The sequence below is a fragment of the Chromobacterium haemolyticum DSM 19808 genome, assembly GCF_000711885.1.
GTDB classification, from domain to species: domain Bacteria; phylum Pseudomonadota; class Gammaproteobacteria; order Burkholderiales; family Chromobacteriaceae; genus Chromobacterium; species Chromobacterium haemolyticum.
In genome coordinates this window covers 356,447-382,353 of record NZ_KL543995.1, presented here as the reverse complement: position 1 = coordinate 382,353, position 25,907 = coordinate 356,447, and the positions used below count along the sequence as shown (strand labels likewise).

Below are 25,907 nucleotides of genomic sequence, written 5' to 3'. Positions count from 1 at the left end.
TTGCCGGGCCTCGTCCAGCCCTGGGCCTCGGCTCAGTCGCCCCACTTGAGGCTGAGACCCAGCCCCTGGCAGTTTCTATCGTCCGGCGCGCAATTGCTGTTGCGGGTGTGCAGCTGCAACGCGCTGTCCGCGCACTGCGGCGCATAGGGGTCCTGGTCGCAGAGCTTGGCGCTGCCCATGGGCGAGCGCGGAGCGGGAATGTGGCTGCGTTCCGCGTTCTTGGGCTCGCAATAGGCGTAGCCGGGATGGCTTTGGCAATCCACGGGCGTCTTGGGCTCCTGCTTGCTTTGCAGCGCCTGGTCCGCCAGCCTACGGGTTTGTTCGGACGGCGGATAGCTGAAGCGCTTGCTGTCATACCCCTGGCTCCAGCCCGGCAGCGGCTTGACCGCCGGGCTGGGCGCTTCGGTCGGAGCCGGTTTGAGATCCAGGTCCAGCGCCAGGCTGGGGTCTGCCAGGCCCAGCGCGGCCAGCAGCAGACCAAGGGTAAGGGTGGGAGATGCTCTCATTGGAACCTTTCCCCGTTCCGCGATATTGATTTCCCGCGCCATAGGCGCGGCGGGAACGGTGTGAATGAAGACAGGGGACGGGCAAGCAGGATAGAGCCATGAAACGCCGCCAAGTTCCGCCCGAGCGCGCGATCCATACGCACAGACGCCATGCTGTAGGCATGGACAGCGACGGCCATCGCGCCCAGAATGCCGCTGATTCTTCAACTACCCTTGCCCAGCGCCATGCATCAAGCCGAATCCTTAGCCCTGCTTCGCCGCATTGATCAGCGCGTGCGTCAACAGTTGGCGCCGCAGGCGGCAGCCATCGACCAACAAGCGCTCTACCCCCAGGCCATGCTGCGCGGCCTGGGCGAGGACGGCGCCTACGCCGCCCTGTTGCCCGCCGAGCAAGGCGGCAGCAGCCTGGGCCTGGCCACGCTGATGGCCTCCATCTCCGAGGTGGGCGCGGCGTGCGGCAGCACCGCCTTCCTCGCCTGGTGTCAAAGCGCTTGCGTCTACTTGCTGCGCCATGCCGCGCCGCGGGAGGAGTTGAGCGCGACGCTGTCCGAGCTGGCCGCCGGCCGCCGGCTGGGCGGCCCCGGCCTGTCCAACGCCATCAAACACCTTGCCGGCCTGGAAGCTATGCGCTTGCGCGCCGAGCTCTGCCCTCAGGGTTATCGGATCAGCGGAGAACTGCCGTGGGTGTCCAACCTAGGCGCCGGCCATCTGTTCGTCGCGGCGGCAAGCTGCTCCGACGGCGGCAAACTGGTTTTCCTCGCAGACTGCGATACCCCAGGGGTACGGTTGAACGCCGGCCCGCCCATCGCCGGCATGAACGGCACCCGCACCTTGTGCGTGAAGCTGGATCAGGTGTTGATTCCTTCGGAACGCGTACTGGCAGAACCGGCGGCCTTCGTCGGCTTCATCCGCCGCGTGCGCCCCGGCTTCGTACTGGCTCAAGCGGCGGTTGGCCTGGGCATCGTGCAGGGTTGTCTGGACGACATCCAGGCCGCCAATCTGCGCGACGGCGAGCAAAACCGCTGGTTGGATCATTCTTATGAGGAGTTGGCGGCGGAACTGGCCGCGCTGTGGCGCGAGGCAAAAACGCTGGCGCCGCTGGCGGAGGCGGGCCAGGCCGCGCCGCCTCGCGTGTTGCGGCTGCGCGCAGAGGTCAGCGAACTGTGCCTGCGCGCGGCGATGTCGGCCCAACTGCACGCCGGCGCCGCCGGTTATTTGCTGTCGAGCCCGGCGCAACGCCGGCTGCGCGAAGCCAGCTTCATCGCCATCGTGACGCCTACGCTGAAGCAGCTGCGCCGTGAGATTCACCACGCGGAACAGCCGCAGCCGGCTTAGAACCGGTTCAATGTCAGCCGCGCATCGACGGCGCAGGCTTTGCGCTCAAAATGTTGGGTAGACGCTTAGAACCTGTTCATAGTCTCGCGAGCAAGAGCGAGACAAGGCGAAAACCAGCGAAAAAGCGGAATGGCCAATTGGTACATGAGCATTTTGAGCTTGTACTCACCGTGCAACGCTTCACGAAGCGCAGCAGACTTTGAACAGTTTCTTAGTGGCGCAGGTAAGCAAACAGCGCCACCAATGCGATACAAGCGATCAGCGCCGCATGCAGCAAAACTTCCTCTTGCCGGGCGCTGAGCCTCCATTTGGCCTGGCGCTTGGCGCCAGCCAAGGATATATGAGGCGAAAAATGCTGATAAAACGCGCTGGGGCTTCGATCCGCGGAGTCGGAATGGCCGCTTTTCATGAGAAATAACTCTGAAGTTGTCGGGTGTAAGCAATTTTACACCCGCCACTCTATGCTTTTTACATTTTTTTCACAAGCTCGGCTTGCCGACAGCCCGTCTAGCGCTTTATTCGCAGCCGGACTGACCCAGGTCAAACACCAATACCGCCCGCCTGGAAGCCCGCCAGCACATTCACCGCGTTGACGCCGATGTCGTCCACCATATAGCCCCCCTCCATCACAAACAAGGTCGGCAGACCCAGTTCGGCTATGCGCGCCCCCAAACGCAGGAAGTCCTCGCTCTCCAGACGGAACTGGCTGATCGGATCATCCTTGAAGGTATCCACGCCCAACGAGACCACCAGCGCATCCGGCGCATAGGCGGCTATCCGACCGCAAGCATGGTTCAAGGCTTCGCTGTAGGCCGGCCAACCGGTGCCATGCGGCAGCGGGTAATTGTGATTGAAGCCCAGGCCGGAACCCGCCCCGGTTTCGTCGCGATGGCCGGAAAAATACGGATAGGAATATTTGGGATCGCCGTGCAGGGACAGGAACATCACGTCCTCGCGCTGGTAGAAAATGCTCTGCCCTCCGTTGCCGTGATGGTAATCCACATCCAGCAAAGCCACCTTGCCGGCACCGCCGTCCAGGCAGGACTGCGCGGCGATCGCCGCATTGTTCAGATAGCAATAACCGCCCATATACTCCGCCGCCGCGTGATGGCCGGGCGGCCTGCACAAGGCGAAGGCGCTTCTCTCGCCTACCAGTAAAGCATCCATTCCGGTCAAGGCCACGTCGGCGCTGGCGCGCGCCGCTTTCCAGGTTCCCGCGGTGATCGCCACCCCGGCGTCCATCGCGTAAAAACCCAATTTGCCATCGATAAACTCCGGCTCGATATCGCCGCGCAGATCGCGCACCGGCCAAATCAACGGCAGCGCATCATGGCTGCGCCCGCTTGCTGTCCACTCATCCCAGGCCCGCTCCAAAAAACGAACATAGCGCGGGCTGTGAACCCGGGCGTAGCGCGCGCTGTCGTATTCACGCGGCGCGGCCACCGGGCCCAGCCCCGTCGCCCTCACGCGCGCCAAGATGGTATCCGCCCGCCCCGGTTGCTCAAAACAAGGCATCAACACCCCATCCTTCAACTCGCAACCGTGATGCAGATGGTGCGCGTCACTGTAAATTGTCAGCATCGTCAGCCCTCCTTGCTTGCTTTTCGAATAAATAAGGAAAAACCCAGTATGCGCCGCGGCCGCTGGAATAGTTTTGCTTTTACGCCGCCTCAGGCGCTAATCTGGAGCAAGAAATCAACAATATTGGCGGAAATTGAGTATGAACAGACTCAAAAATTCACTAGATGAAACGGATCTAACTCTTCTAAGGCTGTTGCAACAGGATGGCGCCATGTCCAATCCCAAGCTGGCCGAGCGGCTATCCCTCAGCGTAACTCCGTGCTGGCGCCGCCTGAAACGGCTGGAGGAAGCCGGCTACATCAAGGACTATCAGGCCAATCTGGACCGCCGCAAACTGGGCTACGACGTACTGGCCTTCGTCCGGCTCAGCTTCGGAGAACACGCCGATGATGCCCCCAACCTCTTTGAAGATCAGATGCGAGAGCGCCCGGAAGTGCTGTCCTGCCACAAAATCACCGGCGACGCCGACTACCTGCTGCAAGTAGTCGCGCCCAATCTGGACGCGTACAGCGACTTCATCGAGACCGTGTTGCGCCGCACGCCGGGCCTGCACTCCATCCATTCCAGCCTGGCGCTGCGCGAAGTCAAAGCCGGCAGCCGGCTCCCCATCTAATAAGGAGAACCCGCCCATGATTACCGTCCATCACTTGAACAACTCCCGCTCGCAACGCGTGCTCTGGCTGCTGGAGGAGTTGAATCTTCACTACCAAATTCAACACTACCAGCGCGATCCGCACACCCTGCTTGCTCCGCCGGAACTCAAGGCGATACATCCGCTGGGCAAGTCTCTGGTGATCAGCGACGGCGAACTGAGCTTGGCCGAGTCTGGCGCCATCGTCGAATACCTGGTGGACACCTACGGCTCAGGACGGCTCAAACCCGCCTCAGCCGCGCCGGAACACAGCGATTACCTGTTTTGGCTACATCACGCCGAAGGCTCGCTGATGCCGCCGCTGGTGATGAGCCTGGTATTCTCGCGCTTGGACCAGCCGCCGGTGCCTTGGCTGCTGAGGCCGTTGGCGCGCAAATTGGCAGACGGCGTCCGCCGCGCTTATTTGAAGCCTCAATTGGATGCGCTGTTGAGTCATGCCGACCGCAGTCTGGCTCGCAACGGCTGGTTTGCCGGCCCCGTTTTCAGCGCCGCCGACATCCAGATGAGTTTTCCGCTGGAGGTGGCGCGCGCGCGCGGCCTTCTGACGCAAGAGCATCCTCATGCGCTGGACTTCCTGCAACGCATCCACGCCCGCCCGGCTTATCAAATCGCGCTGGAAAAAGGCGGACCTTACGCTTACGGCGCCGATTGAAGGCGTGATATTAATTAACATCAAAGCCAGAGAATATCTCCAACATGGGCCGGCTTGCTCAAGACAATGCAGCCCGCGTTTTCATTTCCCTCCATGCTCACGGCTTATTTAGTGTTGCGGCGCACACAAAAATGTAAAAAAGTCTGATTAAGGATTGCCTATCCTCTCAAAGCCCCCTATAATCCGGGCATCTCAAATACTGCAAAGGTTCATCGTGGACAACGACGGAAGTAGTCGATCTTGTATCGCAACGCCGTCTTGCAGGATTTAGCAGAACCTTTTCTCTGCCACATCCTGCAATGACAGGGTGTGGTGTCTAAAAATTCGGCAACAACGCACATCAGCGGCGCGCCTGTTGCGCAGTCCAGTGCGAGCCGAAACCCAGGCCAAACGGCCTCCCATTTCAGACATCCCCAAATTCGCGCCGCACTGGCGGTTTGCCGCCTCATTGCGCACGGATTCCCTTTGACGGCGCTTGCCTTCGGATCTTCGTCGCGTCCTCCTTGCATCGCCAACGGGAGGAATCATCATGCGCTTGATCACCAAACTGGCAGCCTTGCTGCGCCCAGGCAAAACCATCGCCCCGGCCGCCGTTTATCAGTTGAACATTTTTTGCGTCCATGCGGACCTGACCATGCTGCGCGTGCAAGCAGCCAAACAGCTGCACGCCCGCGGCCTGGAAGTGGAACGCATCGCCCTGACCGCCGGCGACAACGACCTGGCCTGTTTGAGCGTGCTGTTCGCTTGCCCCGATGTGGCTAGCCGTTGCCTGAATCAGCTCGCCGCGCATTTTTGCCAGCTGCCGCAGGTGAACCGAGTTCACTGGGCGCGCCACGCACAGCGCCCGCGCGTGCCCAATCGCGCCTTTTTGCTGGCCCAACGTGCCCACTTGGCGCACTGACCAGCCCCAATTCTTTCCGGGCGCGGGCAAATCCGCGCGCATTCTTGAAACGCACACGCTGCCAGCCAGCAGGAGGTTCTGATGTTGATTGAAGACCCTGAACCGCGACCGCGCCGGCCTTTGGCGTATTGCTGATCTGAGCCTCTCCCTTATTGCGACAGCGGGACCGGCCAATTAGCCGCCGCCGACCATCGCAATCGACCCTTGAATATATTTTCATTTCTGCGTCTATAAAACACAGAAAGGGAATAATGCTGTCTGTCGCATTTTCAAAATGAAAATGAGGGAGTGAAACATGCGCCACAATAAACTGGCTTGGCTATTTAATTATCTCGCGCGCACCCCAAGCAAACGCCAAGACGAAACCAGCTGCCATCTGAATGTGATTTGCGACATCCCGGTGATTACCGCGCTGCGCAAACAATTATTCTGGGAAATGCACACCCTGGGCCTGACGGCGACCCACGTCACCATCACGCCCGCCTCCGCCGCTGGACAAGCCTGCCTGAGCGTACGGCTGGATTGCCCTGTGGCCCTGCGCCGCGCCTTCAACGAAATGGCGCTGCGCCTGAGCAAAATACCGGAAATCCATCGAGTGCGCTGGGGCCGTCGCAAGCCGGAGGCGCGGGCAACGCCCCGTCGCTGGGCGGCCAGCGCCTGAGCATTCGATCAATGTCCGCCGCGCTGTTGCGCGCCGTTTAACCCTCTTCGCCACGAAAGGCCAGCCATGTCTGAAGAACCGGAACCCCGATCTTGCAGACCCGAGGCCGCCCGCACCGCCTAATCTCCCCCGCCTGACGGCGGCGAGATAGGCTCGCGCGCCTCGCCACCGTCAAACACAACCCTGTCATTGCCTGCATGCCGTAAGGCAGGGACCGGCACGTCCTCACGCGACGGAAGCCGGATTGCAAGGAGATCGCCATGAACGACATCATCCGCCACAACATCCGGCCGCAGCGTTATCAGCTGTCGGTCATCTGCCCCACGCAAGCGGTGAAGGCCGCCCGCCGGGAAATCCGTGCCGCCGCGCAAGGGCACGGGCTGAAAGTGTCCAGCTGGAACGAAACCCTGCTGGTTGGCGAGTGCCAGGCCTCCGGCGCGCCCGCCAACTGGATGCTGGCCACGGAGTTCCGCTCCCGCAGCGACGCCTCCATGCACTTTCTCGAGGCCATCATGCAAAGGCTAGGCAATCTGCCGCTGGCCCGGGTCCGACTGGACATTTTGCCCGGTCAGGTCCGGCCAGAGTGGTCCGCCGGAGTCCGCCCTCTGGCTCAACCCTGATTCATCGTCCCACGCCGGCCTCCGCTCATCCGCGGCGGCGCGGGATTTTCAAGCTCCCATTTCTTACAAGGAAACACCATGACTGACGACAGTTACCCGCGACCGCCCGCCCTGCACACACAGACAACAACGCAGGCGGGCGCCCACCTCGAACCTAGAACACCCGCAACACCCCCCGTGCTGCGTCCGCCAGATATCCGGCCGGCCTGAACAGCCCCAGCCGTACTGCGCGGGACACGCGCGCAGGAGACGAAACAATGACGAAACACACTAGCAGCCGACACAAGCTGAAAGGCTATGTCGCCACCCCTAGCGCAAAACAGGAAAAACCGGTCATCCGCGCGGTACAGGAAGCCGACAGCTCCGTAGAAGAAACCCTGCAACGCGTACGCGGCCACCAAGACGGCCTGACCATGGCGGAGGCGCATCAGCGCTACGCCCAGTTCGGCCCCAACGAAGTGGCTCACGACAAGGCGCCGCACCCGCTGATTCAACTGGCGCAAGCCTTCAAGAACCCCTTTGTCGTCGTCCTGATGGTGCTTGCCGCCATCAGCTATTTCACCGACGTCTATTTCGCCACCCCAGGCGACGAAGAGTGGACCGGCATCATCATCTTGCTAACCATGGTGGGCATCAGCGGCCTGCTGCGGTTCTGGCAGGAATTCCGCTCCGCCAAGGCAGCGGAAAAGCTCAAATCGCTGGTGCGCAATACGGCCACCGTACAGCGCCGCCCGGCCAACGGCAGCAGCCCCATTCGCCAGGAAATCGCAATGAGCGAACTGGTGGTCGGCGACATCGTCCACCTGCAAGCCGGCGACATGATCCCCGCCGACATCAAGTTGCTGGAGTCCCGCGACTTGTTCATCAGCCAGGCAGTGCTGACCGGCGAAGCGCTGCCGGTGGAAAAGTACGACACCCTGGGCGCGGTGGCGGAGAAGTCCGCCAACGGTCAAGCCAATGGCGATACGGACCTGCTAGACCTGCCCAATATCTGCTTCATGGGCACTAATGTGGTCAGCGGCAAGGCCTCCGCTCTCGTAGTGGCCACCGGCACCGATACCTATTTCGGCTCGCTGGCCCGCAGCGTGGTCAGCCACAAACGCGTGGAAACCAGCTTCGACCGCGGCGTCAGCAGCGTATCCTGGCTGCTGATCCGCTTCATGCTGGTGATGGTGCCCGTGGTATTCATGATCAACGGCTTGACCAAGGGCGACTGGATGTCCGCCCTCACCTTCGCGCTGGCGGTGGCAGTGGGCCTGACCCCGGAAATGCTGCCCATGATCGTGTCCGCCAACCTGGCCAAGGGCGCGGTGGCGATGGCGCGGCGCAAGGTTGTGGTCAAACGCCTGAACTCGGTGCAGAACTTCGGCGCAATGGACGTGCTGTGCACCGACAAGACCGGCACCCTGACCCAGGACAAGATCATCCTGGAGCACCATTACAATATCCATGGGCTCAAAGACGAGGGCGTGCTGCAACTGGCCTGGCTGAACAGCTTCCACCAGAGCGGCATGAAGAACCTGATGGATATTGCCGTGGTGGAACACGCCGACGAACTGGGCGACCGCGTCAAGCCCAGCGGCTACAGCAAGGTGGACGAAATGCCGTTCGATTTCGTGCGCCGCCGGCTGTCGGTGATCGTGGAAAACCAGCGCGGCCGCCAGTTGATGATCTCCAAGGGCGCGGTGGAAGAAATGCTGGCTGTCTCCAGCCATGTTCAGGACGGCGAACAGATCAAACCGCTGACCGCCGAGGAGCGCGCCGCCCTGCTCAAGCGCAGCCAGGACTATAACGCCGAGGGCTATCGCGTGTTGCTGGTCGCCACCCGCGACATTCCGGCAGAAGAAGCCAAGCGCAACTACAAAACCAATGACGAAGCCCAATTGGTGGTACGCGGCTTCCTGACCTTCCTCGACCCGCCGAAGGACTCCGCGGCTCCGGCCATCCGCGCGCTGAAGGAATACGGCGTGGCGGTCAAAGTCCTGACTGGCGACAACCCCATCATCACCGCCAAAGTATGCCGCGACGTTGGCCTCAGCCCCGGCGTGCCCTTGGTAGGCAAAGACATCGAGGCGATGGACGATGTGGCGCTGTGCAGCGCGGTCAAACACACCACTATCTTCGCCAAGCTGACCCCGCTGCAAAAGTCCCGCGTGGTCAAAGCCCTGCAGGCCAACGGCCACACCGTGGGCTTCCTGGGCGACGGCATCAACGATGCGCCGGCGCTGCGCGACGCCGACGTCGGCATCTCGGTGGACAGCGGCGCGGACATCGCCAAGGAAACCGCGGACATCATCCTGCTGGAAAAGAGCCTGATGGTGCTGGAAGAAGGCGTGATCAAGGGCCGGGAAACCTTCGGCAATATTCTCAAGTACCTGAACATGACCGCCAGCTCCAACTTCGGCAACGTGTTCTCGGTGCTGGTTGCCTCGGCCTGGCTGCCGTGGGAGCCGATGCTGGCGATGCATCTCTTGATCCAGAACCTGATCTACGACGTATCGCAGATGGTCCTGCCGTGGGACAAGATGGATCCGGAGTTCCTGAAAAAACCGCGCAAGTGGGAAGCCAACAACATCAAGCGCTTCATGCTGTGGTTGGGGCCCACCTCCTCGGTATTCGACATCACCACCTACACGCTGATGTGGACGGTGTTCGGCGCCGGCGCGGCCTACTACGCCGGCCTGGCCCACGGCGTCAGCGACGGCGGCGCCAACATCATGCACTCCGGCTGGTTCATCGAAGGCCTGGTCTCGCAAACCCTGGTGGTGCACATGCTGCGCACGCGCAAGATCCCCTTCCTGCAAAGCACCGCCTCGCTGCCGGTCATGTTGTCCACCTCGGTGGCCATCGCCATCGGTTGCTACCTGCCGTTCTCGTCGCTGGCGGAAAGCATTGGCTTCATCAAGCTGGACACCAGCTACTTCTGGTGGTTGCTGGCCACCATGATGGGTTATATGACGCTGACTCAAATCGTCAAAACCATTTACATCAAACGCTACGGCCGCTGGTTCTAAGAACGCGCTTACGATCGCGAACAGGCTCTAAGCGCCTTGACCTCGTAACTCCAGCCCCGCTCTCGCGGGGCTTTTTTACGCCGTCTCCCGCCATTCCCAGCGTCTTGCCACACTGGCACAATCCCTTATCCCCACCATAAGGAAACCCCATGCGCCTCCCCTCCCTGCGCCGCGCCCAGCAATGCTTTAAAAGCCTGCTCGCGCTTTCCATCGCCTTGTTCGGCCTGCTGGCCGCCAGCGGCAACATTCTGGACTACGACAGCAACTGGCAGTTTGTCCGCCACGTGCTGGCCATGGACAGCATGGAACCCTGGTTTAACGGCCAAGCGCTGAAAGGCCGCGCCGTCACTCACCCGGGCTGGCAGCAAGCCGCTTACCTGGCCATCATCGCCGGCGAACTGGCCTTCGGCTTGATCTGCGCCTGGGGCGGCGGCGCCATGCTGCGCGGCGCGCTCTGCGGACGCGAGGAAGCTTATCTGCGAGGCAAGACGCTATTCACGCTAGGCTGCATTCCGGCACTGCTGGTCTGGTACACCGGTTTTGCGGTGATAGGCGGCGAATATTTCGCCATGTGGGCCAGCCAATGGAACGGCCAGATGAAGGCCTACGCCTTCATCGGCTTCATCCTGCTAAGCCTGGCCTACCTGTCGCAGCCGGAAGCCGCTGAGCGCTAGCCCTCCCGGCAACGGCGGCGGCCCTCGTATATCATGAACCATGCCGACTCCCCCATACGCGCCATGATGTCCCGCCGCCTAACCCTGCCCGCCCGCATCAGCCGCTGGCTGTTGATCGGCGTCGCCGCGCTGCTGCCGCTGGCCGTCATCACCCCCATTGTCTATTGGCAGGAAAGCAACCGGCTGCGGCAGCAGGCCACCTTGCAAACAGGCCAAGCGGAAAGCATGCTGGACTTGATGCTGGACTATGCGGCTCAGGCCGCCGACAGCGTGGCCCCGCTCACCAACCAGCCATGTCCGCAAATAGAACAGGCGCTGCGCAAACAAGTCACCGTGGTGCCCTTCATCCGCAGCGTCACGCTGGAGCGCGGCGGCATTCTCTACTGCTCCTCTTTGTTCGGGGTCTACCACAGACAGATCTCCTCGCCGGACAAACCCCGCCCGGAAACCGAGCTGCGCTTGAAGTCCGGCAACGAGCTGACCCCGGGCCGTCCGCTGATCATTTACCGCAAGCAATCGGGTCCGACGGCGATCTACATAGCCATTGACGGCGTGCACCTGCAATTCAGCCTGGACATGGCCAGCGACTACAGCCCGGTTTACATGCGCGTGGGGCCGCTCTGGATAGGGCCGGATCACGCGGTACACCCCAACCCCAGTCCGCCCTTCGACCTGCTTACGATAGAACGCGCCTCCTCCCGCCATCCCTATACCCTGATTAGCGGCTTCAACCGCCGCGACCTGTACCACCAGATGGCCAGCAGCTATGAACTGGTCTTCCTCAGCATGGCTGCGCTGGGGCTGGCGCTGGCCGCGGCCCTGCGCTGGCAACTAAGCCGGCCGGCGTCGCCCACCGTCGAACTGCAACGCGCGCTGGACAACGGGGAATTCGAGCCCTTTTTACAACCAGTGGTGCGTTCCGACGGGCTAGGCTGGCAAGGGGCGGAAGCGCTGATGCGCTGGCGTCACCCGCGGGATGGACTGATCCGGCCGGACCTGTTCATTCCACGCGCCGAGGATTGCGGCATGATCGTGCCGATGACGCGTCAAATGATGCGCCAGTTGGCGCGTGCCCTGGGACGGAGCCGACTGCCGCCTCAGTTCCATCTGGGCATCAACATCACCGCCGCGCACCTGCGGGACGACGCCTTACTGGCGGACTGCCGACAGTTTCTCGCCCACTTCCCGCCTGGGGAACTGAATCTGGTACTGGAACTGACGGAGAGGGAGATACTGGAGCCCACCCCCGAAGCCTGCGAACGGCTGGCTCGGCTGCGGGAACTAGGTGTGAAGATAGCGATAGACGATTTTGGCACAGGCCACTCCAGCCTGATCTATCTACAACAGCTACCGCTGGACTGCATCAAGATAGACAAGAGTTTCACCGCCAGCATCGGCGCGGACGCGCCGTCCAGCCACATCGTCGACAGCGTGACCGAGCTGGCGCACAAATTGGAACTGGAAATCGTGGCGGAAGGGGTGGAGACCGAAGCCCAGCGCGCCTACCTGACCCGTCTGGACGTGGGCTGGCTGCAAGGCTATCTGTTTGCGCGGCCAATGCCGCTACGCGAGTTCCTGCTGCGCCCGGAACTGGACGCCGCGCGCGCGGCGGCGTCCGACACCGGTCCGGCGCTTTAGCGGCGGCTTTCCTTGCAGTCGTCCAGCAAGGCCTTGTCGGTGATTTCGTCGCGCAACGAACCTTCCGGCCCCTTGGTCCACCAGCTGTATTGCTCGGCCGCGTATTTGGCGCCGGAACCGGACACCACATTGCTCAACAACATGGTCTTGCCCTTGATCGGCAATACCGCGAAACTCTGCCCGTTTTTGACGTTGTAATACTTGACTGTCAACTTGGCGCCATCGGCGCAAACGTAGCGGACGACCTGCCGCTGACCAGCCTGGATATCCGGCAAGGTCAGCGGTTTGGCCAGCGCGGCGGCGCTGCTCAAGGTCAGCACGGCGAACAAGATGGATTTCATGTTTTAACTCCTAGAATGACAAACTGCGGCTTGCTCTTGGCAAATGGGGATAGACCGGGCTCGCTCGGTTTTGTTCTGCGCAGTTCAGCGGGCGCCCGCCTCCGCCAGCAAGGCGGCAACGCCGGTCAGCCCTCGGCGGCGAGCATGCTGCAAGGCGGTTACGCCGTCGCGATCCGCCAGATTCAGATCCGCCTTGGCCGCGATCAGTTGCCGGGCGATGTCGCGATGCTGCGCGCTGTCCGTTCCCAAAATCGCCACTTCCAGCAAGCAGGTCCAACCCAGCCGGTTCACGTGATCAAGCTTGACCCCGGCGGCAATCAATTGCCGCGCCGCTTCCGCGTGCCCTCGCTCGCAGGCGGGGATCAATGCCGTGCCCTGATAACGGTTGGTGCTGGCCAAGTCCGCGCCGTGCCGCAGCGTCATGCTCAGGATGTCATTCCTGCCCTGAGCGCCGGCCAACAGATAGGGGCTGTCCTGCTGTTTATCCTTGGCGTTCACATCCGCGCCGCCCTCAATCAACAAGCGCGCCGCCTCCGGGTGATTGCCCCAAGTCGCCAGCAGCAAGGGCGTGCGCTGACTGGCATCGCGGACATCCACCGGCGCGCCCGCGCGCAACAAGTGCCGCACTTCAGGCGCATCTCCGCGACCGGCCGCCGCCAGCAAGGCTTGGCCGCTGCCGGCGCCTGCGGGGATGGAGACGGCCAAAACCGTCGATAACAGGATTTTCGCTTGCCAATGCATTGCCTTCTCCTCGCTCCTTGCAAACGATTCAAATGGAAGCGCCACCGTAGCATGGCATGCCGCGCCAAGCCAGCCGGACAAAACAAAGCCCGCCGACCGGCGGGCTATGACAGAACTGCAGCGTAAACTCAGCCGTGCATGCGGGCGAAGTCCTGCATGAAGTTGGCCAGTGATTTGACGCCCTCTATCGGCATCGCGTTGTAGATGGAGGCGCGGATGCCGCCCACCGCGCGATGTCCCTTCAGCTGGATCAAGCCGTTTTTGCGCGCCTCCAGCAGGAAGGTTTCTTCCAGCCCCTCATCCTTGAGCCGGAACACCACGTTCATCCGCGAACGGAACGGCGCGTCGATATGGGTGTGATAGAAGCCCTCGCTGGACTCGATCACATGATTGAGCAAGCCGGCCTTCTCCTCGTTGCGGGTGGCGATGGATTTGACGCCGCCTTGCTCCTTCAACCATTTGAACACCAGGCCGGAGATGTAGATCGGAAAGGTGGGCGGAGTGTTGTACATCGAGTCGGCGTCGGCGTGGACCTGGTAATTGAGCATGGTGGGCAGATCGGCGCGGGCCTTGCCCAGCAGATCCTCGCGCACAATCAGCACCACCAGGCCGGACGGGCCGATATTCTTTTGCGCGCCGGCGTAGATCAGACCAAACTGGCTGACGTCCACTTCCCTGGACAGGAAGTCCGAGGACATGTCGCAAACCAGCGGCACGTCCGGCAGGCTTTGCGGCACGAAAGGGAATTGCAAGCCGCCTATGGTCTCGTTGGAGGTGTAGTGCAGATAAGCCGCCTTGGGGTCGCGCTGCCAGCCGGCTTCGTCCGGCACGTAGGCGAAGTTGCGGTCCTCGCTGCTGGCCGCCACATTGACCTTGGCGTAGCGACGCGCTTCTTTGATCGCCAGCTTGGACCAGTGGCCGGTATTGACGATATCCACGCTGTCGCGCTCGCCCAGCAAGTTAAGCGGCACCTGTGCGAACTGCTGCGATGCGCCCCCCTGCAGGAACAGCACTTTGTAGTTGGCGGGAATGCCCATCAACCCACGCAGGTCGTGCTCGGCGTCATGGATGATTTCCATGAATTCCTTGCCTCGATGGCTCATTTCCATCACGCACATGCCGGAGCCGTGCCAATCCAGCATTTCGCTTTGCGCTTCGGCCAGCACCTGATGAGGCAGCACGGCGGGGCCGGCGGAGAAGTTGTACACTTTGGCCATGTTCATCCTCTATTTGCGTTGACAGCCCTTGGCGCCCGCACCGGCGAACTCCGGGCCTTGGTATGCGAAGGCCCGATCGCTAAGCGCCGGGCCTTTGTTATAGTTTACTGACTGAGCAGGAAGTGGGCTCTCGCCACGGCAACCGGCTTTCGCCGGTCTTCTTGCCAGGCTTCGATCAGCACATTGGCCACCCGCTTGCCCTGCTTGGTGATCTCGCACTTGGCGTACAAGGTTTGCGGCCGGCCCGGGCGCAGATAGTCCAGCGAGAAGTCGACGATCTTAGGTGTTTCCTGCGACTCCCGTATCCACATCAGATGCAGCATTGCCGCGCTTTCCAGAAAACCGCCGATCAGCCCGCCGTGCAATGCCGGCAGAGCGGTATTGCCGACATTGCGCTCGGAGAACGGCAACTGGAACAGCAACTCGCCGACGTCGTCCTCGCCCAACTCCACCCCCATCAGCTTGATGTAGGGCAGCTCGTCCACGATGAGCGCATAGGCTTTTTGATCGCGCAAGGCGTTGAAACGTTCCATGAAGCGGCTCATGCGGCGGCCTCCGGCAGCATCGGCGTCCGGCTGGATTCCCGCATGAAGGTGGCCACGCCGTGGGCGATCGGATCGCTGGGCGATTCGTGATAACACACGGCGCGGGTAAAGGCGATCTGGCTGGCCAGGCGATAGCATTCCGCCCTGCAGAAGATAGGCTTTCCCGGCGTGGCCGCCCTCAGGTAGTCGATGCGCAAATCCAGCGTGGCGATGGTTTCCAGCTCAGGCAGATGCGCCATCACCGCCACCGCGCTGCAGGTATCCACCAGCGAGGTGATCACCCCGCCGTGCAAAGTGCCGGTGACCGGGTTGCCGACCAGATCCTCGCGCCAGTCCACCTTCAAAGTGGGCCGGCGTCCCTCGGTTCCGATGTATTGGAAACCCAGAGTGCGACAGTGCGGAAAGGAGACGAAAAGCTGGCTCATCGCCTCCAGCACTTCGGGATTGGCCGGCGTTGGAATCATGCCTCGCCGCCCTCGTCCGCGGCCTCGACGCCGTCCTCGCCTTCCAGCGCCTCCGTCTCGTCGTCGCTATCGCCCTCGGCCACTTTTTCCAGGCCGATCAGCTGCTCGCCTTCGTCCAGATTGATCAGGCGCACACCCTGAGCGGAACGGCCGGTTTCGCGCACTTCGGACACCTTGGTGCGGATCAGCACGCCGCCGGTGGTGATCAGCATCACATCGTCGGTTTCTTCCACCAGGCTGGCAGCCACCAGCTTGAGGCCGGTTTTGTCGGTCAGATCCATGGCGATCACGCCCTGGGTGCCGCGGCTGGTCAGACGGAAATCGCCAATGCGGGTGCGTTTGCCGTAGCCGCCGTTGCTGGCGGTCAGCACCATCTGGTCTTCGGAATTGGTCACCAGCAGGGAAATCAGCTTCTGGCCTTCGCCCAGCTTCATGCCGCGAACGCCTCTGGAAGTGCGTCCCATCGGCCGTACCTGGCTTTCGCTGAAGCGGACCGACTTGCCGGCGTCGGAGAACAACATGACCTGATCGCCTTCAAGCAGCAGACCATCCTCGATCACTTCGCCTTCGCCTGCGATGTCCTCCTCGACGATGGCCTCGTCATCTTCATCGCCCTGGCCTGCCACGCTCTTGCCGCAGGTCAGCGCCACGCCCACCAAGTAATTGCCCTCGTCCAGGTTGATGGCGATGATGCCCGCCGCGCGCGGCTTGGAGAAGGCGCGCAACGGCGTTTTCTTCACCGTGCCGTCGGCGGTGGCCATGAACACGTACTGGTCGTCGCGGAACTCCTTGACCGGCAGCAGCGCGTTGATCTTCTCGCCCTCTTCCAGCGGCAACACGTTGACCATGGGCTTGCCGCGGCTTTGACGGCCGCCCTGCGGCAGGTCGTAGACCTTGCGCCAGTAGCAGCGGCCGCGGCTGGAGAAGCACAGCACGAAGTCGTGGGTATTGGCCACGAACAGAGTGTCGATGAAATCGTCGTCCTTGGTGGCCGCCGCCTGCTTGCCTCGGCCGCCGCGGCGCTGGGCGCTGTAGTCGTCGATGGGCTGGGCCTTGATGTAGCCGGTGTGGGAAATGGTCACCACCATGTCCTGCGGGGTGATCAGGTCCTCGATATTGATATCGCCGCCGAAAGGTTCGATCTCGGAGCGGCGCGCGTCGCCGAACTGGGCTTTAACAGCGGACAACTCATCGCTGATGATCTGGTTGATGCGTTCCGGCTTGGCCAGGATGTCCAGCAAGTCCAGAATCACCGCCATGATGTCGCGGTATTCGGCGACGATCTTGTCCTGCTCCAGGCCGGTGAGGCGCTGCAAGCGCATTTCCAGGATGGCCTGGGCCTGGGCGTCGGACAAACGGTAGCCGTTGGCCTTGAGGCCGAACTCTTCCGCCAGCCCGTCCGGACGCGCCTTGTCCTGATCGACGCGGGACAGCATTTCCTCCACCAGCGGCGAGCGCCATTCGCGGTCCATCAGCGCGATCTTGGCTTGCGGCGGAGTTTCCGAGGCTTTGATCAACGCGATGATTTCATCGACGTTGGACAGCGCCACGGCCAAGCCTTCCAGGATGTGGCCGCGTTCGCGCGCCTTGCGCAGTTCGAAAATGGTGCGTCGGGTCACCACTTCGCGACGGTGACGCAGGAACTCCACCAGGATCTGCTTCAGGTTCAGCAAGCGCGGCTGGCCGTCCACCAGCGCCACCATATTGATGCCGAAGCTGTCCTGCAGCTGGGTCATCTTGTACAGGTGATTGAGCACCACTTCCGGCATTTCGCCGCGCTTGAGCTCGATCACCACGCGCATGCCGGACTTGTCGGATTCGTCGCGCAGGTCGGAAATACCTTCGATCTGCTTGTCGCGCACCAGCTCGCCGATGCGCTCCAGCAGACGCGCTTTGTTCACCTGATACGGGATCTCGTCGACGATGATGGCCTGGCGATCGCCCTTGCCGATGTCTTCGAAATGAACGCGCGCGCGCATGATCACGCGGCCGCGGCCGGTGCGATAGCCTTCCTTGACGCCGGCGGTGCCGTAGATGATGCCGGCGGTGGGGAAGTCCGGCGCCGGAATGATGTCGATCAGCTCGTCAATGGTCAGGTCGCTGTTGGCCAGCAAGGCCAGGCAGGCGTCCACCACCTCGTTGAGGTTGTGCGGCGGAATATTGGTGGCCATGCCCACGGCGATGCCGGAGGCGCCGTTGATCAGCAGATTGGGGATTTTGGCCGGAAGGATCAGCGGCTCGTGCTCGGAGCCGTCGTAGTTGGGACCGAAGTCCACGGTTTCCTTCTCGATGTCGGCCAGAAGCTCATGGGCGATGCGCGCCATGCGGATCTCGGTGTAACGCATCGCGGCGGCGTTGTCGCCGTCCACCGAACCGAAGTTGCCCTGACCATCCACCAAGGGGTAGCGCAGCGAAAAGTCCTGCGCCATGCGCACAATGGTGTCGTACACCGCGGTGTCGCCGTGCGGGTGGTATTTACCGATCACATCGCCAACGATACGCGCCGATTTCTTGTACGCGCGGTTCCAGTCGTTGGACAGCTCGTGCATGGCGTACAGCACCCGACGGTGCACCGGCTTCAGGCCATCGCGCACATCAGGCAAGGCGCGGCCCACGATCACGCTCATCGCGTAATCCAGATAAGAGCGGCGCATCTCCTCTTCGAGGCTGATGGGGATGGTTTCCTTGGCGAACAGGTTATCGGTCATAGTTTCTTGATTCGTAAGGATGAACAGGCCGCCCTGCGATTGCGGGTGCATTCACGCGCGCGCCACAGGGCGGCCAGCATAGGTAATGACAGCTCGTATTCTATCACGAAACGGTCATCTCCAACCGACTTCCGTCAGTCCGGGCCGGGCTCTCCCGCTCCTTCCTCGCCCTCGTCTTCCATCGCGCCCAGTTTAAGATGCTGCTGTAGTTGCTTGTTATTGCGCACCCCCAGCTTGCGCAGACGCTCGGCGCTGGCCACCAGATTGCCGCGGCCTCCGGACAGCTGCTTCATCGCGTCGCCAAAACTGTCGCGAGCCACGTCCAACTGCTTGCCCAGTTTTTCCAGATTGGCGGCAAAGCCGACGAATTTGTCGTACATCGCCCCGCCCTGGCGGGCGATCTCCTGCGCGTTTTGATTCTGGTATTCGTAGCGCCAGATGCTGGCCACTGTGCGCAGCGTCGCCAGCAAGGTACTGGGGCCGACGATCATGATGCGGCGCTCGAAAGCCTCGTTGAACAAACTCATATCCTGCTGCACCGCCAACAGATAGGCCGGCTCCACCGGAATGAACATGAACACGAAGTCCAGGGTGTTCAAACGATACAAGTCCTGGTAACGCTTTTCCGACAGCGTACGGATGTGGTTGCGGATGGCCGCGACATGGGCCTTCATTTCCGTCGCCCGTTCCGCCTCGTCCTCTGCGGCGGTGTAGCGCACATAGGCGTTCAGCGATACCTTGGAATCCACCACCAGCTGCTTGCCTTCCGGCAGGTCTATCACCACGTCCGGCTGATAGCGGCGGTTGCCGTCTTCGCCGGCCACCACGTCGGACACTTGCACCCGGTACTCGCGATCCTTCTGCAGGCCGGAGGTTTCCAGCACCCGTTCCAGCACCATCTCGCCCCAAGAGCCCTGCGCCTTGCTGCTGGCGCCGGTCAAGGCCTTGGTCAGCGCGATGGCGTCGTCGCCCAGCCGGCTATTGAGTTCTTGCAAGCGCTTGAGCTCCGCCTCCAGCGACAAGCGCCCCTGACTGTCTTTTTCATAACTGTCCTGCACCAGCTTGCCGAAATCTTGCAGCCGCTGCTGCAAGGGCCCGAGCAAATGACCGAGGTTCTGCTGGTTCTGCTCGGTGAAACGCTTGGCCTTCTCTTCCAGGATGTCCCCGGCCAGCGCCTTGAACTGCCCAGCCATGCTTTCGCGCGCCTCGGCCAACAAGGCCAGCTTCTCGGCGTTCTGGCCGCGCTCCTGCTCCAGCAGCGTCATCAGCTCCTGCTCGCGGGCGGTGAGCCGGGTAATTTCTTCCCCTTGCGTCTGCGCTTGCCCTTGCAGGACTGCCAGCATTTTCCCCTGCTCTTGGCTGGCGGCCAGCAGTGCGCCTACACGCCGCAACTCCGCCTGCAGGGCATCCAACTGCCGCTCCCGCTCCTGTGCTTGCCGCTCCAGCTCAGGTACCCGCTGAGCGCGCGCCACATAAGCGCCCAGTTGGGTCTGAGCATCGCCCAGTTGCTGCGCTTGTTGTTGCAATTGCGCGCGTGCGGCCTGCTCTCGCTCCCTGCACTCATCCAATTGCAAGCGCGACACCTCCTGCTGAGCCCGCTGATCCGCCGCTTGCCTCGCGAAGCGGCTGCGCAGCAAGGCAGCGGCCGCGCCGGCTGCCAGCAGCCCCAGCAACAGACCGATAACCAACATTTCCATCATCAAGCCTCAAATTGGCCGGCCCGCTCTCCACGGCCCGGCAGCGATTGTTCTATGACGAAGCGAAGCCGCTGCGCCAACGGCGCAGGCGGCACTTCGATTATTTGATAGCCCAGGCGTCGATACGTCCATTCCATCGCGGCGCAAGTGCGCTCCGCCTCGGCGAAAGTCTGCTTGCGCTCCTGGTCCTGGATGAAAATATCGCGCCACGGCGGCAGCAAGAATACTTGGCGACAATAGCGGAACCGCTCTGCGGCGGATTGCATATGCGCGGGTATCGGCAGGCCCAGCAAATCGAGATAGCCCAGCACGTCGGGCAACCCTCGGTCGAAAAACACCGGCCCGGACAAGCCCGCCGCCAACCGCAGGCTGCGCAGTTCCCAGGCCAGCATCGCTTCGGCGAAGGCGCGGGGGTTTCCCCAAGGCAAAGCCTGCCCGCCAATCAGCGTTTGGTCCTGGATGATGGCGCGGCCAGCCTCGTCCATCACGGAATATCCGGCGGCTCGCAAGGCCTCCAACAAGGCGCTCTTGCCCGCGCCCGGACCACCGGTCAACACCCGTAGGCGTGAATCCGCCCACTCGTTCACGCCGCCGCCCAATGCTGCAAATACACTTGCAACTCCTTGCGGCCCTGCCATTCATTGGCGATCAACTGATACACCGCGTCGACATTGTCCGGCAGCCATTCCACCTGATTGAACAACATGGCGTCGAACTCCTCTCCGTCGCGCGCCAAGCGCAGCTTCAAGTGCTTGTCGCCAACCACGCGCTGGCTCATCACCGCGAAACGGTCGTGGAAGTAAGGCACGGGGAAGCCCTGGCCCCACACCTCGGCCGCCAATTGCTCGGCGAAGGCCAAGTTCAATTCGCGCGGCGCCAGGCTGCCGTCGGTTTCTATGGTGCGGGTCAGATGGCGCTCTTCCAACAACTCGCGCGCCACTGCCTCGAAGGCGTGCTGGAACTCGTCAAAGCGCGTCTGTTGCAGGCTAAGGCCGGCCGCCATCGCGTGGCCGCCGAACTTGAGAATCAGGCCGGGATGCCGCTTGAACACCAAGTCCAGCGCGTCGCGCAGATGGAAGCCGGGAATCGAGCGGCCGGAGCCCTTGATCTCGCCGTTGTCGCCGGGCGCGAACACGATGGCCGGCCGATGGAAGCGCTCCTTGAGCCGGGAGGCGACGATGCCGACCACGCCCTGATGCCAGTCGTCGCGGAACAGAGTCAGCGTGTAGCGGTTGTCGGCATCGATGCTGGACAACGCCGCCAGCGCCTCGTCCTGCATGCCGTGCTCTATGCTGCGCCGTTCGCGGTTGAGCTGGTCCAGCTGTTGCGCCAGCCGCATCGCCTGCTCCTCATTGGCGGCCAGCAGGCAGGCGATGCCCAGGCTCATATCGTCCAGCCGGCCGGCGGCGTTCAAACGCGGGCCCAGTGTGAACCCCAGGTCAAAAGTGTTGGCCTTGTAATGCACGCGGCCGGCGACGCGGAACAAAGCGGCGATGCCTGGCGCCATGCGGCCGGCGCGCATGCGCTTGAGGCCGTTTTCCACCAAGGTGCGATTGTTCTGATCCAGCCGCACCACGTCGGCCACCGTGCCCAGCGCCACGTAGTCCAGCAGCTCTCCCAGATTGGGCTGGCTACGCTCGTCAAACACTCCACGCCGGCGCATTTCGGCGCGCAGCGCCAGCAGCACGTAGAACATCACCCCCACGCCGGCCAGGTTCTTGGACGGAAATTCGCAGCCGGGCTGATTGGGGTTGACGATCAAGGCCTCCGGCAACACGTCGCCGGGCAAGTGGTGATCGGTGACCAGCACTTCAATGCCGAGCGCCTTGGCGGCGAGCACGCCGTCCACGCTGGCGATGCCGTTATCCACGGTGACAATGATGTCGGGGTGTTGACGCGCAGCCAGCTCGACGATCTCCGGCGTCAGGCCGTAACCGTACTCGAAGCGATTTGGCACGATGAAGTCAACGTGCGCGCCCAGCATGGACAAGCCCTTGACCGCCACCGCGCAGGCGGTGGCGCCGTCGGCGTCGTAATCCGCCACCACCAACAGGCGTTGACGGCCGGCGATGGCTTCGGCCAGGCGCTCCGCCATCGGCTGGATGTTTTTCAGGTTTTGATAGGACAGCAGCGCCTTGAGGCCGTAATCCAGCTCGGCGCAGTCGCAAATGCCGCGCGCGGCGTACAGCCTCGCCATCAACGGGCTCAAGCCCTGACGCAGCAATTGTTCATGAGTATCGGCGGGAATGCTTCGGGAAACGATTTGGGACATGTTTTCTCAATACAAGGCGGACAACGGCAGCGGCCGCTTCCAGAATTTCCACAGGTCGTTGCGGCGCACCTTCAGTTCCAGCCCGCCGTGACCGTGCGCGCGCAAGACCAGGCTATCAATCCGGCCCTGACGCAGCGCCCGCAACAAGGGAGCGAACCAGTCGCGCTCCAGTCGTTGCAACGCTTCGCGCCAGCCCCAGGCGTCGCGGTACTGCGCCGCCGCCTGCAAGGCGTCCAGCGCCACCAGGCAGTCGCGGACGCCGGCCTGCTCTACTAAGCCGGCGAAGTCGTAAGGCGCCGGCAGGCACGGCGCGCCGGCCTCGGCCGCGATCCAGCCCAACCAGTCCTCGTCGGCGAACACCTGTTCCGCCGGCGCGCGCCAGCCCGGCTCTACGCCGCCGCCCCACAGCCATAAACTGTTGACGCCGAGTTCCCCGCGCGCCTCGCGCTCATCGTTCAGCGGATGGGCGTACAGCAGCATCTGCAACTCGTTCAGCAAGCGGCTCCAGTCCAGGCCGCGCTCGCCCTGAGGCAAGTGCGCGTTAATGTCCTCGCCCACCACATCCGGCAGCGGGCTGAAGCTGGCCGCCGCGGGCGCGTCCAGCTGCAACAGCCAACGGCCCGGCTCCAGCGGATGGATGCGCCAGCCGTCATCGGCGAAATGGCGATTCGCCGCGTCGACCAAGGTCTCGGCTTCGGCCTGGCTCAAGCTCATCACGCCGACATCAGCCAGCAAGGCGCGGTCGCGATCCACGCGCACATGCACCGGATCGGCCAGCAGCCAATCTCCCTGTTCCGCCGGCAAGCCGGCCTGGCGCGCCCGAAGCCTCGCCAGGCCGTCCACGGAGCCGCGCCACGGCGCGGTCAAGAGTTCGCTCAGCGTCGCCGGTCCGGCGGCGCGTTCTCCCTGGCCCAACAAGCGCTGCAGGGCGGGAAGTTCCAGCCCCTTGCACACATCGGCGCCGTCGTGGCCGTCCAGCCAAAGCAGACCGGGCAACAACAATGTCAATTTCATTTATCGCTACACTTGGATGACGAGATCGAAGTAATATCAAAGCCTTGCAAAAACGCCCTGGCATGGGCGCCCGACAAAATCAGGCGGATAGCATCCGGAATCGCGGCTATAATTTACAGTTTGCACAGGAACTTATGCCGCGCAAGCTCCCCAAATGTTGAGACGCGGCCGCAAGGCCTGTGATTGGCAAATACGGAATTTACAAAGGTTGGCCCAAGGCCAGCCTTAATTATTGTGAACGATGGATTATCGCAAACTGCTACATATCCCGCAAAAATGCTTCCACAAGCTGATGAACCACCATCTGAGCTTGATCGGCGCGGCGGCCTCCCTGCCCTTGTTCGGCATGGCCACCGCCTTCGCCGTGGCTCAGAACGGCGCCCAGCCCGCCAAGCCGGAAGTTTTGCAAAAAGAAGTGACCGAGCAGCTGACCCTGCCGGCTTTTTCCTTCAACGAAAGCGCCACCCGTTACTGGCGCGACGAGGCGATCAAGCGCGGCGACACCATCGCCCGCGTGCTGAACCGGCTGGGCATTCGCGACAGCGAAGCCAACCGCTTTCTGCACTCCAGCCCCCTGTCCAAGGACCTCCTCAAGCTGAAGACCGGCGCCACCCTGTCGGTGCAAACCAACGACCTGGGCGAACTGTTCGGCCTGCGTTTTCTCAATGACGACGAAAACGGCGAGCAAGTGCTGGTGGCCATCGAAAAGGTCAACGGCGAATGGCAGGCCAGCGCCGACCCGATCGCCACCGAAGCGGTGCAGACGGTGCGCTCGCTGCTGATCACCCGCTCGGTCGGCGCCGCGCTGGCCAAAGCCCAGGTGCCGCGCGACATCCGCGCCCAACTGACGGAAATCTTCGCCGATCAATTCAACATCAACTCTCTGGGCAAGGGCGACCGCATCAATCTGGTGTACGAAACCCTGCTCTACAACGGCGCGCCCATCGCCGCCGGCAACCTGCTGGCGGTGGAAATTCAACGCTCCGGCAAGCTTCACCAAGCCTTCTACTTTGCCCACGACAGCGAGTCCGGCGCCTATTACGACGCGCTGGGCAAGCCCATCAAACAGGGCTTCAGCCATCAGCCGGTGGCCAACGCACGCATCAGCTCCGGCTTCGGCTTCCGCAAGCACCCGATACTGCGCTCCTTGCGCCTGCATTCCGGCGTGGACTACGCAGCCGCCAGCGGCACTCCCATCATTGCCCCTGCCGACGGCACCATGGTCAAGGTGGAACGCCAAAACGGCTATGGCAATATGGTGGAAATCCGCCACAATCAAAAAATGACCACGCTGTACGCGCACATGAGCCGCTTCGCCCCTGGCGCCCGTTCCGGCAAAAGCGTCAAGGCCGGCGAGGTGATAGGCTACGTCGGCAGCACCGGCCGCTCCACCGGCCCCCATCTGCACTTTGAGGTGCGGATCAACGGCCAGGCGGTGGACCCGGCCACCAACGCCTTGCCGACGCCGGGCCTGAGCGCCACTCAGCTGGCCGAATTCAAATCCGGCAACCAGGCGCTGACCGCGCACCTGAAACTACTGCGCGAACTGCCCACCAACATCGCATTGCTAGACTGATGAATCAACGCTTGATCGGACTGATGTCCGGCACCAGCCTGGACGGCGTCGACGCCGTGCTGGTGCGCTTCAACGAACAAGGCGCGCTCCGCGTCGAAGCCGACTACTTCGTCGCCTACCCGCCGCGACTGCGCGAACAGGCGCTGGCGCTGCAGGCCATCGGCGACAATGAGCTGGATCGCGCCGCCCGGCTGGCCAATGAGTTGGCCGAGCTCTACGCCCAGGCGGTTAACGGCCTTCTGGCCGCTGAAGAGCTGAAGCCGGCCGACATCGCAGCCGTCGCCAGCCACGGCCAAACCATACGCCACGCCCCGGACGCCGGCTACACCTGGCAAATAGGCAATATGGCCCGCCTTGCCGAGCTGACCCACATCGATGTGATCGCCGATTTCCGCAGCCGCGACCTGGCCGCCGGCGGCCAGGGCGCGCCTCTGGTGCCGGCCTTCCACCAGGCGGTGTTTGGCGCGCCGGAGCAAAACCGGGTGATTCTCAACATCGGCGGCATCAGCAACCTGACCCGCCTTCACCCAAACCAAGCGGTGATCGGGTTCGACTGCGGTCCCGGCAATATGCTGATGGACGCCTGGTGCCTACGACATCAGGGCCATCCTTACGATGCCGACGGTCAATGGGCAAGCCAGGGCGTGGTGGAGTCTTCGCTGCTGCAGGCGCTACTGGACGAACCCTTCTTCCGTCAGCCCCCGCCCAAAAGCACCGGTCGCGACCTGTTCGACTTGCCCTGGCTGGAGCAAAAACTGCTGGGCCGCCATGTGCCCGCCGTCGACGTGCAAGCCACGCTGCTGGAGCTGAGCGCGCGCGGCATCGCTCAGGCCATCGCCCTGCATTGCCCGGCAAACCAGGCTATCTTCGTCTGCGGCGGCGGGGCGCGCAACGGCGCGCTGATGCGTCGCCTGAGCGCCTTGCTGTCGGAACAACACATCGCCGGCACCGCCGCGCTGGGTCTGCCCGAACACCAAGTGGAGGCCGCCGCCTTCGCCTGGCTGGGCTGGCGCTTCCTGCGCCGCCTCGCCGGCAACCTGCCGGAAGTGACCGGCGCCGCCGGCGAACGCGTACTCGGCGCACTATACCCCAAATAAG

General features: G+C 62.7%; 23 protein-coding genes. 11 read left to right on the top strand and 12 right to left on the bottom strand.

Annotated elements, in window-relative coordinates; translation table 11 throughout:
• Window positions 1-32 precede the first annotated feature (32 nt).
• On the bottom strand, window positions 33-506 hold the full coding sequence (locus BR71_RS21385) for a hypothetical protein (protein WP_043641881.1): 474 nt from the start codon (window positions 504-506) through the stop codon (window positions 33-35).
• A 189-nt stretch (window positions 507-695) separates the two neighbouring features.
• Between BR71_RS21385 and BR71_RS21380 the strand changes: the two genes are divergently transcribed.
• Window positions 696-1,841, top strand: coding sequence for an acyl-CoA dehydrogenase family protein (locus BR71_RS21380; RefSeq protein WP_052370978.1), 1,146 nt, complete (start codon window positions 696-698; stop codon window positions 1,839-1,841).
• A gap of 540 nt (window positions 1,842-2,381) precedes the next feature.
• Here BR71_RS21380 and BR71_RS21370 read toward each other — a convergent pair.
• A complete protein-coding gene (locus tag BR71_RS21370) occupies window positions 2,382-3,422 on the bottom strand; it encodes a histone deacetylase family protein (RefSeq protein ID WP_043641879.1) in 1,041 nt (346 codons plus the stop codon).
• A gap of 139 nt (window positions 3,423-3,561) precedes the next feature.
• Here BR71_RS21370 and BR71_RS21365 point away from each other — a divergent pair, with 139 nt between their 5' ends.
• From BR71_RS21365 to BR71_RS21330, 8 genes are all read left to right on the top strand, one after another.
• A complete protein-coding gene (locus tag BR71_RS21365; RefSeq protein WP_043641876.1) occupies window positions 3,562-4,035 on the top strand; it encodes an Lrp/AsnC family transcriptional regulator in 474 nt (157 codons plus the stop codon).
• 16 nt (window positions 4,036-4,051) lie between these two features.
• Window positions 4,052-4,726 carry a glutathione S-transferase gene (locus BR71_RS21360; protein ID WP_043641875.1) on the top strand — a complete coding sequence of 225 codons (675 nt, stop codon included), beginning with the start codon at window positions 4,052-4,054 and terminating at the stop codon, window positions 4,724-4,726.
• Window positions 4,727-5,255: 529 nt separating this feature from the next.
• Window positions 5,256-5,627, top strand: a complete 372-nt coding sequence (locus BR71_RS21355) for a hypothetical protein (RefSeq protein ID WP_043641871.1) — start codon at window positions 5,256-5,258, stop codon at window positions 5,625-5,627.
• Window positions 5,628-5,922: 295 nt separating this feature from the next.
• A complete protein-coding gene (locus BR71_RS23200; protein ID WP_052370977.1) occupies window positions 5,923-6,288 on the top strand; it encodes a hypothetical protein in 366 nt (121 codons plus the stop codon).
• Window positions 6,289-6,548: 260 nt separating this feature from the next.
• Window positions 6,549-6,908 (top strand): hypothetical protein, encoded by a 360-nt coding sequence (locus BR71_RS21345; protein WP_043641870.1) that lies wholly within the window; start codon window positions 6,549-6,551, stop codon window positions 6,906-6,908.
• 257 nt (window positions 6,909-7,165) lie between these two features.
• Complete coding sequence (gene mgtA, locus BR71_RS21340) at window positions 7,166-9,922, top strand: magnesium-translocating P-type ATPase (protein WP_052370975.1); 2,757 nt, start codon at window positions 7,166-7,168, stop codon at window positions 9,920-9,922.
• Between the two features lie 149 nt (window positions 9,923-10,071).
• Window positions 10,072-10,596 (top strand): DUF2165 family protein, encoded by a 525-nt coding sequence (locus tag BR71_RS21335; protein ID WP_043641866.1) that lies wholly within the window; start codon window positions 10,072-10,074, stop codon window positions 10,594-10,596.
• A 33-nt stretch (window positions 10,597-10,629) separates the two neighbouring features.
• Complete coding sequence (locus tag BR71_RS21330) at window positions 10,630-12,234, top strand: EAL domain-containing protein (RefSeq protein WP_081862778.1); 1,605 nt, start codon at window positions 10,630-10,632, stop codon at window positions 12,232-12,234.
• On the opposite strand, the gene BR71_RS21325 is transcribed toward BR71_RS21330, so the two are convergent.
• From BR71_RS21325 to BR71_RS21280, 10 genes are all read right to left on the bottom strand, one after another.
• Complete coding sequence (locus BR71_RS21325; protein WP_043641864.1) at window positions 12,231-12,575, bottom strand: MliC family protein; 345 nt, start codon at window positions 12,573-12,575, stop codon at window positions 12,231-12,233. The genes BR71_RS21330 and BR71_RS21325 overlap by 4 nt on opposite strands.
• Before the next feature lie 84 nt (window positions 12,576-12,659).
• Window positions 12,660-13,316: an ankyrin repeat domain-containing protein gene (locus BR71_RS21320; RefSeq protein WP_043641861.1), complete on the bottom strand. Its 657-nt coding sequence runs from the start codon at window positions 13,314-13,316 to the stop codon at window positions 12,660-12,662.
• Window positions 13,317-13,444: 128 nt separating this feature from the next.
• A complete protein-coding gene (gene serC / locus BR71_RS21315; protein WP_043642033.1) occupies window positions 13,445-14,533 on the bottom strand; it encodes a 3-phosphoserine/phosphohydroxythreonine transaminase in 1,089 nt (362 codons plus the stop codon).
• 104 nt (window positions 14,534-14,637) lie between these two features.
• Entirely contained in the window at window positions 14,638-15,078 is a 441-nt protein-coding gene (locus BR71_RS21310; RefSeq protein ID WP_043641859.1) for a PaaI family thioesterase, read from the bottom strand.
• Complete coding sequence (locus BR71_RS21305; RefSeq protein WP_043641856.1) at window positions 15,075-15,542, bottom strand: PaaI family thioesterase; 468 nt, start codon at window positions 15,540-15,542, stop codon at window positions 15,075-15,077. Before BR71_RS21305 ends, BR71_RS21310 begins: the two co-directional genes overlap by 4 nt.
• Window positions 15,539-18,250: a DNA gyrase subunit A gene (gene gyrA, locus BR71_RS21300; protein ID WP_043642031.1), complete on the bottom strand. Its 2,712-nt coding sequence runs from the start codon at window positions 18,248-18,250 to the stop codon at window positions 15,539-15,541. Before gyrA ends, BR71_RS21305 begins: the two co-directional genes overlap by 4 nt.
• 134 nt (window positions 18,251-18,384) lie before the next feature.
• The gene (locus BR71_RS21295) at window positions 18,385-19,947 is read right to left on the bottom strand and encodes a DNA recombination protein RmuC (protein WP_043642029.1); all 1,563 of its coding nucleotides are present in this window, start codon (window positions 19,945-19,947) and stop codon (window positions 18,385-18,387) included.
• Between the two features lie 2 nt (window positions 19,948-19,949).
• Window positions 19,950-20,534: an AAA family ATPase gene (locus BR71_RS21290; RefSeq protein ID WP_244269677.1), complete on the bottom strand. Its 585-nt coding sequence runs from the start codon at window positions 20,532-20,534 to the stop codon at window positions 19,950-19,952.
• Window positions 20,531-22,219, bottom strand: a complete 1,689-nt coding sequence (gene recJ / locus BR71_RS21285; protein WP_043641854.1) for a single-stranded-DNA-specific exonuclease RecJ — start codon at window positions 22,217-22,219, stop codon at window positions 20,531-20,533. Before recJ ends, BR71_RS21290 begins: the two co-directional genes overlap by 4 nt.
• Window positions 22,220-22,225: 6 nt before the next feature.
• Complete coding sequence (locus BR71_RS21280; RefSeq protein ID WP_043641852.1) at window positions 22,226-23,233, bottom strand: hypothetical protein; 1,008 nt, start codon at window positions 23,231-23,233, stop codon at window positions 22,226-22,228.
• A gap of 241 nt (window positions 23,234-23,474) precedes the next feature.
• Between BR71_RS21280 and BR71_RS21275 the strand changes: the two genes are divergently transcribed.
• The gene (locus BR71_RS21275) at window positions 23,475-24,809 is read left to right on the top strand and encodes a M23 family metallopeptidase (protein ID WP_043641850.1); all 1,335 of its coding nucleotides are present in this window, start codon (window positions 23,475-23,477) and stop codon (window positions 24,807-24,809) included.
• Window positions 24,809-25,906 (top strand): anhydro-N-acetylmuramic acid kinase, encoded by a 1,098-nt coding sequence (locus tag BR71_RS21270; protein ID WP_043641847.1) that lies wholly within the window; start codon window positions 24,809-24,811, stop codon window positions 25,904-25,906. The genes BR71_RS21275 and BR71_RS21270 overlap by 1 nt, the downstream gene beginning before the upstream one ends.
• The last annotated feature ends 1 nt before the right edge of the window (window position 25,907 follow it).

Bases quoted from the DNA above. Each gene is read 5' to 3' on its own strand.
- BR71_RS21275 (WP_043641850.1), top strand. From the start codon at position 23,475: ATGGATTATCGCAAACTGCTACATATCCCGCAAAAATGCTTCCACAAG.
- recJ (WP_043641854.1), bottom strand. From the start codon at position 22,219: ATGTCCCAAATCGTTTCCCGAAGCATTCCCGCCGATACTCATGAACAA.
- BR71_RS21305 (WP_043641856.1), bottom strand. From the start codon at position 15,542: ATGATTCCAACGCCGGCCAATCCCGAAGTGCTGGAGGCGATGAGCCAG.
- BR71_RS21270 (WP_043641847.1), top strand. From the start codon at position 24,809: ATGAATCAACGCTTGATCGGACTGATGTCCGGCACCAGCCTGGACGGC.
- BR71_RS21365 (WP_043641876.1), top strand. From the start codon at position 3,562: ATGAACAGACTCAAAAATTCACTAGATGAAACGGATCTAACTCTTCTA.
- BR71_RS21380 (WP_052370978.1), top strand. From the start codon at position 696: ATGCCGCTGATTCTTCAACTACCCTTGCCCAGCGCCATGCATCAAGCC.
- BR71_RS21320 (WP_043641861.1), bottom strand. From the start codon at position 13,316: ATGCATTGGCAAGCGAAAATCCTGTTATCGACGGTTTTGGCCGTCTCC.
- gyrA (WP_043642031.1), bottom strand. From the start codon at position 18,250: ATGACCGATAACCTGTTCGCCAAGGAAACCATCCCCATCAGCCTCGAA.
- BR71_RS21345 (WP_043641870.1), top strand. From the start codon at position 6,549: ATGAACGACATCATCCGCCACAACATCCGGCCGCAGCGTTATCAGCTG.
- BR71_RS21360 (WP_043641875.1), top strand. From the start codon at position 4,052: ATGATTACCGTCCATCACTTGAACAACTCCCGCTCGCAACGCGTGCTC.
- BR71_RS23200 (WP_052370977.1), top strand. From the start codon at position 5,923: ATGCGCCACAATAAACTGGCTTGGCTATTTAATTATCTCGCGCGCACC.
- BR71_RS21280 (WP_043641852.1), bottom strand. From the start codon at position 23,233: ATGAAATTGACATTGTTGTTGCCCGGTCTGCTTTGGCTGGACGGCCAC.
- mgtA (WP_052370975.1), top strand. From the start codon at position 7,166: ATGACGAAACACACTAGCAGCCGACACAAGCTGAAAGGCTATGTCGCC.
- BR71_RS21330 (WP_081862778.1), top strand. From the start codon at position 10,630: ATGAACCATGCCGACTCCCCCATACGCGCCATGATGTCCCGCCGCCTA.
- BR71_RS21295 (WP_043642029.1), bottom strand. From the start codon at position 19,947: ATGGAAATGTTGGTTATCGGTCTGTTGCTGGGGCTGCTGGCAGCCGGC.
- BR71_RS21370 (WP_043641879.1), bottom strand. From the start codon at position 3,422: ATGCTGACAATTTACAGTGACGCGCACCATCTGCATCACGGTTGCGAG.
- BR71_RS21335 (WP_043641866.1), top strand. From the start codon at position 10,072: ATGCGCCTCCCCTCCCTGCGCCGCGCCCAGCAATGCTTTAAAAGCCTG.
- serC (WP_043642033.1), bottom strand. From the start codon at position 14,533: ATGGCCAAAGTGTACAACTTCTCCGCCGGCCCCGCCGTGCTGCCTCAT.
- BR71_RS21355 (WP_043641871.1), top strand. From the start codon at position 5,256: ATGCGCTTGATCACCAAACTGGCAGCCTTGCTGCGCCCAGGCAAAACC.
- BR71_RS21325 (WP_043641864.1), bottom strand. From the start codon at position 12,575: ATGAAATCCATCTTGTTCGCCGTGCTGACCTTGAGCAGCGCCGCCGCG.
- BR71_RS21310 (WP_043641859.1), bottom strand. From the start codon at position 15,078: ATGAGCCGCTTCATGGAACGTTTCAACGCCTTGCGCGATCAAAAAGCC.
- BR71_RS21385 (WP_043641881.1), bottom strand. From the start codon at position 506: ATGAGAGCATCTCCCACCCTTACCCTTGGTCTGCTGCTGGCCGCGCTG.